This window comes from Variovorax sp. W2I14 (genome assembly GCF_050435205.1).
Classification (GTDB): domain Bacteria; phylum Pseudomonadota; class Gammaproteobacteria; order Burkholderiales; family Burkholderiaceae_C; genus Variovorax; species Variovorax paradoxus_C.
Map to the genome: position 1 here is coordinate 2,508,800 of NZ_JBNDJX010000001.1, position 12,160 is coordinate 2,520,959.

Here is a 12,160-nt window from a genome sequence, read left to right on the forward strand (position 1 = left end):
TGGGCAGACGGCGCACGCGGGCGCGGGAACTCCGCCGCCCCCGGCGGGCGAAGTTCGCTGACAGGGTCGCAATGTCCACGGCGGCGACAGTCCCGACTCAACAGTGGGAATGCCCCGCCCCGCTTGAGTTTTCTCTTTTTTTCCGAGCTTTCGAGGCCATGCCGTGACCCTTGATGCAGTCCCGCCCCGTCAGTCTGCCGAAAGGGGCGCCGCCGCGGCACGCCCGGGTCCGGGCCTTCAGATCGAATTTCTGGACCGCCTCGCGAAGGCGACGCAGCCGCTGAGCGACCCGGCCGAGGTGATGCAGCTCACCGCCCGCCTCCTCGGAACGCACATGGGCGTGAACCGCTGCGCCTACGCCGAGGTCGATACCGACGAGGACCACTTCACCCTGACCGGCGACTACAGCCAGGGCGTGGATTCCATCGTGGGCCGCTACAGCTTCTCGCAGTTCGGCGCCGATTGCCTTCGCCTCATGCGCGCCAACGAGCCCTACGTGGTGCACGACATCGACACCGATCCGCGCGCCGCCGGCATGGACCTGGACGCCTACCGGCTCACCGCGATCCAGGCCGTCATCTGCATTCCGCTGCACAAGGACGGGCGCTTCGTCGCGGCCATGGCGGTGCACCAGCGAACGCCCCGGCAATGGCACGAGAGCGACATCGAACTGGTGCAGATGGTGGGCAGCCGCTGCTGGGAGAGCCTGCTGCGCACCCGCACGCAGCACGCGCTGCAGCTCACCAACGAGCGCCTGGGCATCGCGCTGGCCGCCGCGCAGATGGGCGACTGGAGCTGGAGCTCGGCCACCGACCTGGTGACGCTCTCGCCGCGCGCGGCTGCGCTCTTCGGCATTCCGGCGGCGCCGATCACCTGGCGCGAGCTGGCCCTGCTGATCCACGAGGACGACCGCGAACGCACGGTGCGCGCCGTCGAGGCGAGCCTGCAGAGCGGCGAAACCTATCGCGAGGAATACCGCCTGGCCGGCACGGTGCCGCAGCGCTGGCTGGCGGTGTGGGGCACGCCGCAGACCGACGACGCGGGGCGCGTGGTGGGCATCCTGGGCGTGCTGCAGGAATCGTCGGAGCGCAAGCGCATGGAGCACGAGCTTCGCGTGCAGGCGCTCGAACTGCAGGAGGCCGACCACCGCAAGGACGAATTTCTCGCGGTGCTGGCGCACGAGCTGCGCAATCCGCTCGCGCCCATCGGCCTGGCGGCGCAATTGCTCAAGCGCGCGCCCGATGCGTCCACCCACCGCACCGCCGAGCTGATCCGCTCGCAGGTGCACCAGATGTCGCGGCTGCTGGACGACCTGCTGGACACCAGCCGCATCAAGAGCGGCCGTCTCAACATGAAGAAGGAGCGCGTGCAGGCGCGCGCGGCGGTCGAGCTCGCGCTGCAGAACGCCGGCCCGCTGCTGCGCAGCCGCAAGCACAAGACGACGGTGCAGGTCGAGGAGCACCTCGCGCTGGAGGCCGACCCGGTGCGGCTGGCGCAGGTCATCGCCAACCTGCTGACGAATGCCGCGAAGTACACGCCGGTGGGCGGCCTCATCGGCATCACCGCGTCCGCCGCCGGCAGCGAGGCCTGCGAGTTCGTGGTGAGCGACAACGGCATGGGCCTGAAGCCCGGCTCGCTCGAACGCATCTTCGAGATGTTCTCGCAGGAAGACACCGTGCTGCACCGGCCCGAGGGCGGCCTGGGCATCGGCCTCGCGCTGGCGCGGGCGATCGTCACGGCGCACGGTGGAACCATCGTGGCCGAGAGCGAAGGCCTCGGAAAAGGCAGCCGTTTCGTGGTGCGGCTGCCCAGGGGGAACGCCGCGGACGTTCCCGCGGCCGGCAATGCCCTGCCCGCCGGCGCGGCGACTTCTTCGCTCAGCATCGTCGTGGCCGACGACAACGTGAGCGCGGTCACGCTGCTGGCCGAGCTGCTGCGCATGGAGGGCCATCGCGTGCACGTCGCCACCGACGGCGCGCAGGCGCTGGCCGTGGCGCAGGCCGTGCAGCCGTCGGTGCTGATCCTGGACATCGGCATGCCCAAGCTCACCGGCTACGAAGTGGCGCAGGCGGTGCGCCGCACGCCGTGGGGGCAGCAGGCGTTTCTGCTCGCCGCCACGGGCTGGGGGCAGGAGGCCGACAAGGAACGCGCGAAGTCCGCGGGCTTCGACGCGCATTTCATCAAGCCCTTCGATCCGGAAGAGCTGCTGGCCGTCATCCAGAACAAGGTGACGACGCAGGCCGGGGATGGCGGGGCTGCGCCGGCGGCTTGAGACCGGCGACAAGCCGGCTTCGCACCATGGCGTGCGCCCAATGACTACAGCGGGCAGGCGCGGCCTTGTGCAAGGTGCGCCGACGTTCCGCCATTCGCGGTCCCCGTCGCACAAGGAGAAGCCATGCCCACCGATGCCAAGCCGGCCACCTCGCCCTCCCCGGTTCGCCCGGACGAAGCTCAGGTCCGGACCGAAGACCTCGAGACGCCCTCGCCCGATCCGGACGGGAACACCGACGATCCCGAAACGCGACCCGGCAAGGGTGAGAACGCGCCCGGCTTCCTGAAGCCTGAAAAGAACTAGCGCGGCCAGGTCGCTCGCGCATCTGTCGCCGCGCCGGATGCGACGAGATCGTTCCACGCAGGCGCGGCAGGACGAAATGTCCAAGGGCGAACTGTCCTATTCCCAAATGCCGCTGCCGGGCGTCCAATGACGTCAGGCACAGAACCGATGCGCCGCAACCAACGAAAACGCACAAGCCATGGACTCCCTCACGCTGGCGCGCATCCAGTTCGGTTTCACGATCTCGTTCCACATCGTCTTTCCGGCGCTCACCATCGGGCTCGCAAGCTACCTCGCGGTGCTGGAGGGCCTGTGGCTGCGCACCGGGCGCAAGGTCTACATCGACCTCTACCAGTTCTGGATCAAGGTGTTCGCAGTCGCCTTCGGCATGGGCGTGGTGTCGGGCCTCGTCATGGCCTACCAGTTCGGCACCAACTGGAGCAACTTCTCGCGCTTCGCGGGCGGCGTGACCGGGCCGCTGCTCGCCTACGAGGTGCTCACCGCGTTCTTTCTCGAAGCCGGCTTCCTCGGCGTGATGCTCTTCGGGCGCGACCGCGTCGGGCCGGGGCTGCATTTCGTCTCGACGCTGGCCGTGGCGATCGGCACGCTGATCTCGGCCACCTGGATCCTCGCCTCGAACAGCTGGATGCAGACGCCGCAGGGCCACGAGATCATCGACGGCCGGGTGGTGCCGGTCGACTGGCTGCGGGTGATCTTCAACCCGTCGTTCCCCTACCGCCTTGCGCACACCGTGGTTGCTTCGTACATCGCGACCGCGCTGATGGTCGGCGGCGCGGCGGCCTGGCACCTGCTGCGCGGGCACGACAACACGCGGGTTCGCACGATGCTCTCGATGGCGCTGTGGATGCTGCTGGCGGCCGCGCCGATACAGGCGCTCATCGGCGACCAGCACGGCCTGAACACCATGGAGCACCAGCCGGCCAAGCTCGCGGCCATCGAAGGCCACTGGGAGCGCACGCCCGAGGGCGAAGGCGTGCCGCTCATCCTGTTCGGCTGGCCCGACATGGCGGCCGAGACGACGCGCTACGCCATCGAGATTCCGCGTGCCGGCAGCCTGCTGCTCGCGCACAGCTGGGACGGACAGATCCCGGCCTTGAAGGACTTTCCGCCCGAGGACCGGCCGAACTCCACCATCGTGTTCTGGACCTTCCGCCTCATGGTCGGCCTGGGCGTGCTGATGATCGCGCTCGCGTTCTGGGGCCTGTGGCTGCGAAGGCGCGAGCGCGTGTTTTCGAACCGGCTCTTCCTGCGCTTCGCGCTGCTGCTGTCGCCGGCCGGGCTGGTGGCCATCCTCGCCGGCTGGTACACGACCGAGATCGGCCGGCAGCCCTGGGTGGTGTACGGCCTCATGCGCACCGCGGACGCGGTCTCGCCGCAGCATTCGGCGTCACAGGTCGGCTTCACGCTCGCGCTGTTCGTGCTGGTCTACCTCGCGGTGTTCGGTGCCGGCACTGCGTATGGTTTGCGGCTGATCGCCAAGGGTCCGCCCGACGACGACCACGAACCGCCCGAGGCGCCCGTGCATGGCGGGCCGGGCGAGCCGCGCCACCCGATGCGGCCGCTGTCGGCCGCGCGCGAAGGCGTGGATGCGGAAGGCGATCTCGCCGCACCGGAGGCTGGCCATGGGCATTGACCTTCCCCTGATCTGGGCCGTGATCATCCTGTTCGGGATCATGATGTACGTGGTGATGGATGGCTTCGACCTGGGCATCGGCATCCTCTTTCCGTTCGTGCCCGCCAAGGAAGACCGCGACGTGATGATGAACACCGTCGCGCCCGTGTGGGACGGCAACGAGACCTGGCTGGTGCTCGGCGGCGCGGGCTTGCTGGCGGCGTTTCCGCTGGCCTATGCGGTGATCTTGAGCGCGTTCTACCTGCCGCTCATCCTCATGCTGGTCGGGCTGGTTTTTCGCGGCGTGGCCTTCGAGTTCCGCTTCAAGGCGCGGGCCGGAAAGCGCCGCTGGTGGGACGCGGCGTTCATCGGCGGCTCGTTCACCGCCACCTTCTTCCAGGGCGTGACGCTGGGTGCGTTTCTCAACGGGCTGAAGGTGGTCGACGGCAACTTCTCGGGCGGTCCGTTCGACTGGGTCTCGCCCTTCTCGATCTTCACCGGCCTCGCGCTGGTCGCCGCGTACGCACTGCTCGGCGCCACCTGGCTCGTGATGAAGACCGAAGGCGAACTGCAGCAGCGCATGCGCGCGCTCGCGCGGCCGCTGGTGTGGGCAATGCTCGCGGTCATCGGCGTGCTGAGCGTCTGGACGCCGCTCGCGCACGAGGCCATTTCGCGGCGCTGGTTCACGCTGCCGAACCTGCTGTACTTCTTGCCGGTGCCGCTGCTGGTGGGCGTGGTCACCTGGCGTCTGGTGCACACGCTGCGCGGCGACGGCCATGCCGCGCCCTTCGTGCTGACGCTCGCGCTGCTCTTCCTCGGCTACACGGGCCTGGGCATCAGCCTCTGGCCGAACGTGATTCCGCCGGACATCTCGATCTGGCAGGCGGCCGGGCCGCCGGAGAGCCTGGGCTTCGCGCTGGTGGGCGCGCTGCTGATCATTCCGGTCATCCTCATGTACACGGCCTGGAGCTATTGGGTCTTTCGCGGCAAGGTGCGGCATGGCGACGGATACCACTGAAGCTCCCGCGCGCCCGCCACGCTCACCGCGCACCTGGCGGCGGCGCCTCGGCTGGCTCGCGGGCATCTGGCTCGCAAGCGTTGCCGTGATGTTCGTGGTGGCGCTGGTCTTCCGCTTCCTGATGGCCGCGGTCGGCCTCTCGCGGTAACGGCGCCCGCCCTCTTCCCTTCAGCGCCGTCTCTTCAGTGCGATGGCGATCAGCGCCAGCGCCGCGATGCCGATCGCGGCCTTGCGCGCCGCGCCCATCGGGTTGTGCATGAGCTCCGCGCGCCCACCCATCTCGGCATAGAGATTGGGCACGTGGCCGCGCGAGAGGTCTTCGATGAGGCCCTCGCCCATGTTCACCCGGTCGGCCAGCAGCAGCATCATCCAGTGGCGCAGGTCGTTCTCGGAGTGCCTGAAGGCCTGGCGGCGCAGCCAGCCGCTCAGCCCCTTGGGCGGCAGCGTGGTGCCGTAGATCGGCGTGATGCGCGGGCGCTCGGTGGACACCAGCACTTCGGCATGCGAATGCTGCTGCTCGGGCGGCGGCATCGCATGCGGCAGCCGCGGCGGCGTGCGCTCCATCGGATAGGCCGGCCGATGGGCGTGGTCGAGGTCGGCGCCCCAGCCGACGATGTGCGCATGGCGTTCGGCCTGGCTGCGCGGCGGGTTCTGTTGTGCGTCTGTGATGATCATGCGGATCGCTCCAATGAGGGTGGCATCCCGGCCTTCAGCCGGTCGTTGGCAGGCCGTCAACCGGCCAGCGCCGAAGGCGGCACCAGCACCGTCTTGATGCAGTTGTCCAGCTTGCTGGAGAACAGGTGGTAGGCATCGGCCACGTCGCGCAGGTCGATGCGGTGCGTGATGATTTCGCTCGGCCGGATGCGCCCCGCCTGGATGTGTTCGATGAGCCGCGGCAGGTGCCGCTTCACGCTCGCCTGATTCATGCGCAGCGTGAGGCCCTTGTTGAGCGCGTTGCCGATCGGCACCGCATTGAAGGTCGGCCCGTACACGCCCACGATCGACACCCGCCCGCCCTTGCGGACCGAGTTGATGCACCAGTGCAGCACGGTCGCCGCGCCGCCCTGCAGCTTGAGCTTCACGCCCAGCAGCGTGTGCGCGAAACTGCCCGCGGCTTCGCAGCCCACGCAGTCGATGCACACGTCGGCACCGAGGCCGTCGGTCATCTTCTTGATGTGGATCGCCATGTCGCCCACCTGCTTGAAATCGACCACCTCGCACTGCGCGTAGCGGTGCACGAAGTCGAGCCGGTACTCGATGTGGTCGACCACGATCACGCGGCCCGCGCCCAGCAGCCACGCCGACTTGGCGGCAAAGATGCCGATCGGCCCCGCGCCGAAGATCACGACGGTGTCGCCCTCCTCGATGTCGCCCATCTCCGCGGCCTGGTAGCCGGTGGGCAGCGCGTCGGTGAGCAGCACCGCGTCGTCCACGTTCATGTCGGGCGGGATCACCGTGGGGCCGACGTCGGCCATGGGCACGCGCACGTACTCGGCCTGCCCGCCGTCGTAGCCGCCGGTGGTGTGCGAGTAGCCGTAGATGCCGCCGACGGCCGTGGCCTCGGGATTGGTGTCGTGGCAGTTGCTGTACAGCTCCTTCTGGCAGAAGTAGCAATTGCCGCAAAAGATGTTGAAAGGCACCAGCACATGGTCGCCCGGCTTCAGGTGCTGCACCGCCGAGCCGACCGCCTCGACCACGCCGGTGAACTCGTGGCCGAACGTGGTGCCCACGCGCGTGTCGGGCACCAGCCCGTGATAGAGATGCAGATCGGAACCGCAGATGCACGAACGCGTGACGCGCACGATCGCGTCGCCCGGATGCTCGATCTCGGGCTCGGCCTTGTGCGCGGCGCGCACTCGGTAGGGCCCGCGGTAGTTCATGGCCAGCATGGTGGTGTCGCTCCTTGTGGGTTGCATGGGACAGGCGCCATCGGCGGCTTTTTCTTGCCGCCTGCGAGGCTCGGCGCCCTGGCCTTTAGCCGGCAAGGCGTATGCCTGCGACAGAGCCTGCACCGTGTCGAAGCGCTCGCACGTGCATCACCGAAGTTGTTTGTATTTGTTGGCGCCGATGCCGTCCTTCGACGAGGGCTCGCGGGAATGCCGATTGCCGGAAGAAGTCATCGCGAAATTCACCGAAGGAGCTTTCTCATGTCCAACCCAGACCGACCGCTCGACCAGCAGGTCATCGTCATCACCGGCGCCTCCAGCGGCATCGGCCTGTGCACCGCCCAGCTCGCCGCGCAGCAGGGCGCGAGCCTCGTACTCGTCGCGCGCAGCGGCGAGGTCTTGCGCCAGCTCGCCGAAGACATCAAGGCGCAGGGCGGCCATGCCGTGGCGGCCGAGGCCGACGTGGCCGACCGCGAGCAACTCGATCGCGTCGCGCTGCTGGCGGTCGGCCACTTCGGACGCATCGACACCTGGGTGAACGATGCGGGCATTTCCATCTACGGCCGGCTCGACGAGGTGAGCGAGGCCGACAGCCGCCGCCTGTTCGACACCAACTTCTGGGGCGTGGTGAACGGATCGCTCGCTGCGCTGCCCTATCTCAAGCTGGTGAAGGGCACGCTGATGAACGTGGGCAGCGAAGTGTCGGACGCGGTGATTCCGCTGCAGGGCATGTACTCGGCCTCCAAGCATGCGGTGAAGGGCTTCACCGACGCGCTGCGCGTGGAGCTGGAAGACGTCGACAAAAGCGGTGTGACGGTGACGCTGATCCAGCCCACCGCGGTGGACACGCCCTACCCCGAGCACGCGCGCAACTACATGGACAAGGAGCCCAAGCTCCCCACGCCGATGATCGATCCGCTGCAGGTCGCCGAGGCGATCCTGAAAGCCGCCGTGAGCGGCGGGCGCGATGTGAAGGTGGGCGGCATGGCGGTGATGAACACCGTGCTTTCCAAGGTGCTGCCGTCGGTGGCCGACCGCATGTCGGCCAAGCAGGCCGAGCGGCAGCAGAAGGACGAGAGCGCCCGGGTGCGCGACCCCGAGGGCGCGCTGTACCGCGCGGGCAACTCGGGGCGCACGCACGGCATCCCGGCGAAAGAGGCTTCGCATTGAAAACCACCAGGCAGCTCGAAGGAATCGCCTTATGTCCCACAGATACCTCGCCAAGCTGGCCTCGCGCCGCCTTCCCATGTTCGTGACCACGCCCTCGCGGTTGCGGCACCTGCGCCGCCTGGCCGCCGTCGGCCATGTGGAGGCGCGCTTCTATCCGCCGGACGCGCGCGACGGCCAGTTCGGCGAAGTGCTGGCGTTGACGCCCGCCGGGCGCAGCGCGCTTGCCGCGCGGGAATCGCGCGGCCGCGGCGCATGAACCCGAAACAGCGCGACAAGCAGGGCGACATCGGCCGCCGCCTGATGTGGACGCTGCTGGGCTGCCTGGCGGTCATCGTCGTGGTGGTGCTGTTCTTCTTCGGCTTCAAGGAGCCCGAGCAGGGGCCGGGCAACCTGCCGCCCGGAGGCGCCACGGCACCGATGCAGGACGACGGCGGGCTTGCGCCGCCGAAGAAATAAAGACAAGGACGGCGGCGGCCTGAAGGACCACCGCCGTCGAAGGTTGCCGGATGCCGCCGAGGGGCGCTCGACCGGCCGGGTGCTCAGGCGACCTGGACTTCGATCCTCCTCGGCTTGGCATGCTCGGCCTTGGGAATCCGCAGCGTCAGCACGCCTTGCGCGAGTTCGGCCGAAACCTTCTCGGTGTCCAACTCCTTGCTGAGCGTGAACACGCGGCGGAAGCGCCCGAGCCCGACCTCGGTATGGCTGGTCTTCAAGCCGTCGGGCACGGTCAGGCCCGACTCCGCCTCGATGGTCAGGGTCTCGGCCTCCACATGAAGGTTCAGGTTCTCGCGCGAAACGCCGGGCAGGTCCGCGTACAGGGTGATGCCGCCCGCGTCCTCGACCACGTCCACGGGTGGCGTCAAGGCCGCATTGCCATAGCGAGGCGTTGCCTGCTTGCGGTCGGCCTGTTCGGGCGCACCCGGCGCGCCGGCGCGTTGGGTCTGGATGTCGTTGCTCATGGTGTTCATCTCCTTGATCTCACTGAACGGAAATGCGGCGCGGCTGGGCCGACGCGCGCCGGCGAACGGTGATGCGCAGCACGCCGTCGCGCAGCTTGGCGTCGACCGCCTCCGGGTCGGCATCGTCGGGCAGCGTGAGCATGCGGCGGAACGCGCCCTCGAAACGCTCGTTGATGTGCACCGCCGCCTTCGCCTCGGCTGCCGGCAGCACGCTCTTGCGCTCGCCCGCGATGGTCAGCAGGCCGCGCTCGAGGTTGACTTCGAGCGTGGCCGGATCGACGCCGGGCGCAAACGCATAGATCTCCACGGCCTGCGGCGTCGCGCCGACGTTCAGCGCGGGAAATCCGTTGCTGCCGAAGCCGCGGATGGTGGGTGCCAGGTCGAATGCCTGCTGCATGTCCCGCTGCAGGCGATCCATCTCGGCGAGCATGTCGCGTGGAAAGAAAGATCGGTACATGTTGGAACCTCCAAATATCTGGAATCAGAAAGACTGGTTTCGGGCCGGGGCCTATTGCGGCAAGGTGTGCGCATCGGCCGATCGCGGCGGGCCGCTGGCGTTCGAGCGGCGCCACGCGGTGATCCGCGGGGAGCGGTTCCGCCAGCGCGGCGGTCGGGATTCCGGATAGCTGAATTTCGCCAGTTCCTCGCGTCCCTTCTGGGTCACCGCCAGCACCTGTGCGGCCGAGGGAGAGCCCGACAGCGACAGCGGGTTCGAGGGCGATGGCACGAGCGCCACGACGAGGCCGGCGGCGCGGAGCAGCCTGACACCGTCGATGTCTTCGTCGCGATAGAACGTGACTGGCAGGCGGGAGCCGGCGATTTGCTTGAGCAAGTTCATGGTCATTTCAATACCTCCTTTTTCGGTCGACCAATTTCCGACGGAAGAAAAGATAGGCGGGCCCTCGCGGATTTCAAGAGGGAAATTTTCGACATCTGCATCGCTCGTCCGGCGAGCCGCGACGGCCGGGAATGTGGGCCCGATGCGACGCAAGCGCCACGCCGCCACGACGGGAAATCGTCCGACCCGTGGACAGGCGCGGTGCCCGCGCACGCGGCGCACGCACGCGCAAATCGTGCGCGCATCACCACCCCCGGAAAAAAGGAAACCGCATGAAAGCCCTCACCTACCAATCCTCGAAAAACGTCCGCGTGGAGACGGTGCCCGACCCCATCCTCCAGGAGGACGAGGACATCGTGTTGCGCGTGACCGCCACCGCCATCTGCGGCTCCGACCTGCACATCTACCGCGGCAAGATTCCCGACATGGAATCGGGCGACATCCTCGGCCACGAGTTCATGGGCATCGTGGAAGACACCGGCAAGGCCGTGACGCGCGTGCAGAAAGGCGACCGCGTGGTGGTGCCCTTCACCATCGCCTGCGGCCAGTGCTTCTTCTGCGCCAAGGCCCTCTTCGCCGCCTGCGAAACCACCAACCCCGGGCGCGGCGCCATCCTCAACAAGAAGAACCTGCGCTCGGGCGCGGGCCTCTTCGGCTACTCGCACCTGTATGGCGGCTATCCCGGCGGCCAGGCCGAATACGTGCGCGTGCCCAAGGCGAACACCGGCCCGCTCGTGATCCCGCCCGGACTGGCCGACGAGCAGGTGCTGTTTCTCTCGGACATCCTGCCGACCGGCTACCAGGCGGTGGTGAACGGCAACGTGGGGCCGGGCTCGAGCGTGGCCATCTTCGGCGCCGGCCCGGTGGGGCTGATGGCCGCCGCGTCGGCGCGGTTGCTGGGTGCCGAGCGCATCTTCATGGTCGACGAGCACCCGCACCGGCTCGCGTTTGCGCAGGCCACCTACGGCGTCGATCCGATCAACTTCAGGGACATCGACGACCCCGCCGGCGCGATCGTCGAACGCACCGACTTTCGCGGTGTCGATGCGTCGATCGACGCGGTCGGCTTCGAGGCCAAGGGCAGCGCGGTCGAGACGGTGCTCACCGACCTGAAGCTCGAAGGCTCCAGCGGCAAGGCGCTGCGCCAGGCGATTGCAGCCACGCGGCGCGGCGGCGTGGTGAGTGTGCCGGGCGTGTACGCGGGCTTCATCCACGGCTTCATGTTCGGCGATGCGTTCGAGAAGGGCCTCACCTTCAAGATGGGCCAGACGCATGCGCAGCAGCACATGCCCAAGCTGCTCGAGCACATCCAGGCCGGGCAGTTGAAGCCCGAGGTGATCATCACGCACCACATGGCGCTCGATGACGCGGCGCGCGGCTACGAGGTCTTCGAGAAGGCCGAGGAGGAATGCCGCAAGGTCGTGCTCACGCCCTCCGGCCCCGCGCAGCACAGGGTCGCTACCGCCGCTACCCCGGTGCCATGAAGCTGAAGCGCGCCTGCATCGGCGTGGTCTCCGGCAGCACGTAGACCACGCCCTTGCGGCCACCGAGCACGGGCCGGATGTGGGCGTCGTAGAAGCCGGCCGGCACGTTGATGCAGCCATAGGAAATTCGGTTGTCGGCCACGGTGGGCGTGGCAAGCCGTTCCAGGCGGCGCTCGGCCTTGTTGGTCGCGCGCACGCGGTGCATGGAAACGGCGGCGTCGTAGTCGATCCACACGATGTCCTCGCCCTGAAGGTTGCGGCCGGGCTCGCTCGCGAAGCGGCCCGCGGGCGTGGTGCGCTCGTCGGGCCGGATCTCGGACATCTTGCGTTCGCCGATGCCCGGCACGGAATCGTCGCCGTGCGCCAGGCCCAGCAACACGGGCGAATCGCCGCGCAGCTTTCCCGCGCCGTCGAAGACGAAGACGCGTGCGTTCCTCTTGTCGACCACTGCGAAGGCCTGGCCCTGGTTGTCGGCCGCTGCAACGGCGGCCTTCGCGAGCCTGAGCGCATCGGCCTGCGCCGCCGCGGCGGTGGAGCAAGCCGCGGCAAGGGTGCCGGCAAGAAGCATCGCGAGCCCGTGGCCCGCGATGCCCGCTTGGGATGAAGGCAAGCGCATGC

15 protein-coding genes are annotated in these 12,160 nt (G+C 68.4%); 9 read left to right on the forward strand and 6 right to left on the reverse strand.

Going from position 1 to position 12,160, the window contains the following annotated elements:
• Window positions 1-163: 163 nt before the first annotated feature.
• From QF040_RS11685 to QF040_RS11705, 5 genes are all read left to right on the forward strand, one after another.
• Window positions 164-2,272, forward strand: a complete 2,109-nt coding sequence (locus QF040_RS11685; RefSeq protein WP_429611167.1) for an ATP-binding protein — start codon at window positions 164-166, stop codon at window positions 2,270-2,272.
• A gap of 123 nt (window positions 2,273-2,395) precedes the next feature.
• On the forward strand, window positions 2,396-2,575 hold the full coding sequence (locus QF040_RS11690) for a hypothetical protein (protein ID WP_429611168.1): 180 nt from the start codon (window positions 2,396-2,398) through the stop codon (window positions 2,573-2,575).
• Window positions 2,576-2,753: 178 nt separating this feature from the next.
• Complete coding sequence (locus QF040_RS11695) at window positions 2,754-4,208, forward strand: cytochrome ubiquinol oxidase subunit I (RefSeq protein ID WP_429611169.1); 1,455 nt, start codon at window positions 2,754-2,756, stop codon at window positions 4,206-4,208.
• On the forward strand, window positions 4,198-5,205 hold the full coding sequence (gene cydB, locus QF040_RS11700) for a cytochrome d ubiquinol oxidase subunit II (RefSeq protein ID WP_429611170.1): 1,008 nt from the start codon (window positions 4,198-4,200) through the stop codon (window positions 5,203-5,205). Before QF040_RS11695 ends, cydB begins: the two co-directional genes overlap by 11 nt.
• The gene (locus tag QF040_RS11705) at window positions 5,186-5,353 is read left to right on the forward strand and encodes a DUF2474 domain-containing protein (RefSeq protein ID WP_429611171.1); all 168 of its coding nucleotides are present in this window, start codon (window positions 5,186-5,188) and stop codon (window positions 5,351-5,353) included. Before cydB ends, QF040_RS11705 begins: the two co-directional genes overlap by 20 nt.
• Window positions 5,354-5,373: 20 nt before the next feature.
• Here the strand turns inward: QF040_RS11705 and QF040_RS11710 are convergent, their stop codons facing one another.
• Together QF040_RS11710 and QF040_RS11715 are read right to left on the reverse strand one after the other, a co-directional pair.
• Window positions 5,374-5,880, reverse strand: coding sequence for a hypothetical protein (locus tag QF040_RS11710; RefSeq protein ID WP_429611172.1), 507 nt, complete (start codon window positions 5,878-5,880; stop codon window positions 5,374-5,376).
• 56 nt (window positions 5,881-5,936) lie between these two features.
• The gene (locus QF040_RS11715; RefSeq protein WP_429614644.1) at window positions 5,937-7,094 is read right to left on the reverse strand and encodes a zinc-dependent alcohol dehydrogenase; all 1,158 of its coding nucleotides are present in this window, start codon (window positions 7,092-7,094) and stop codon (window positions 5,937-5,939) included.
• Window positions 7,095-7,352: 258 nt separating this feature from the next.
• On the opposite strand from QF040_RS11715, the gene QF040_RS11720 reads away from it, so the two are divergent.
• The 3 genes from QF040_RS11720 to QF040_RS11730 are packed head-to-tail and all read left to right on the forward strand — an operon-like array spanning window position 7,353 to window position 8,717.
• Window positions 7,353-8,261 (forward strand): SDR family oxidoreductase, encoded by a 909-nt coding sequence (locus QF040_RS11720; protein WP_429611173.1) that lies wholly within the window; start codon window positions 7,353-7,355, stop codon window positions 8,259-8,261.
• 31 nt (window positions 8,262-8,292) lie between these two features.
• Window positions 8,293-8,517: a hypothetical protein gene (locus QF040_RS11725; RefSeq protein ID WP_429611174.1), complete on the forward strand. Its 225-nt coding sequence runs from the start codon at window positions 8,293-8,295 to the stop codon at window positions 8,515-8,517.
• Window positions 8,514-8,717 carry a hypothetical protein gene (locus tag QF040_RS11730; RefSeq protein ID WP_429611175.1) on the forward strand — a complete coding sequence of 68 codons (204 nt, stop codon included), beginning with the start codon at window positions 8,514-8,516 and terminating at the stop codon, window positions 8,715-8,717. Before QF040_RS11725 ends, QF040_RS11730 begins: the two co-directional genes overlap by 4 nt.
• Before the next feature lie 83 nt (window positions 8,718-8,800).
• Here QF040_RS11730 and QF040_RS11735 read toward each other — a convergent pair whose 3' ends face one another.
• The 3 genes from QF040_RS11735 to QF040_RS11745 are packed head-to-tail and all read right to left on the reverse strand — an operon-like array spanning window position 8,801 to window position 10,064.
• Complete coding sequence (locus QF040_RS11735; RefSeq protein WP_307600112.1) at window positions 8,801-9,220, reverse strand: Hsp20/alpha crystallin family protein; 420 nt, start codon at window positions 9,218-9,220, stop codon at window positions 8,801-8,803.
• Window positions 9,221-9,239: 19 nt separating this feature from the next.
• Entirely contained in the window at window positions 9,240-9,677 is a 438-nt protein-coding gene (locus QF040_RS11740; protein WP_429611176.1) for an Hsp20/alpha crystallin family protein, read from the reverse strand.
• 51 nt (window positions 9,678-9,728) lie between these two features.
• The gene (locus QF040_RS11745; RefSeq protein ID WP_429611177.1) at window positions 9,729-10,064 is read right to left on the reverse strand and encodes a hypothetical protein; all 336 of its coding nucleotides are present in this window, start codon (window positions 10,062-10,064) and stop codon (window positions 9,729-9,731) included.
• Window positions 10,065-10,330: 266 nt separating this feature from the next.
• Between QF040_RS11745 and QF040_RS11750 the strand changes: the two genes are divergently transcribed.
• Window positions 10,331-11,542 carry a zinc-dependent alcohol dehydrogenase gene (locus tag QF040_RS11750; RefSeq protein ID WP_429611178.1) on the forward strand — a complete coding sequence of 404 codons (1,212 nt, stop codon included), beginning with the start codon at window positions 10,331-10,333 and terminating at the stop codon, window positions 11,540-11,542.
• Here QF040_RS11750 and QF040_RS11755 read toward each other — a convergent pair.
• Window positions 11,526-12,158 carry a L,D-transpeptidase gene (locus tag QF040_RS11755; protein ID WP_429611179.1) on the reverse strand — a complete coding sequence of 211 codons (633 nt, stop codon included), beginning with the start codon at window positions 12,156-12,158 and terminating at the stop codon, window positions 11,526-11,528. The genes QF040_RS11750 and QF040_RS11755 overlap by 17 nt on opposite strands.
• Between the last annotated feature and the right edge of the window lie 2 nt (window positions 12,159-12,160).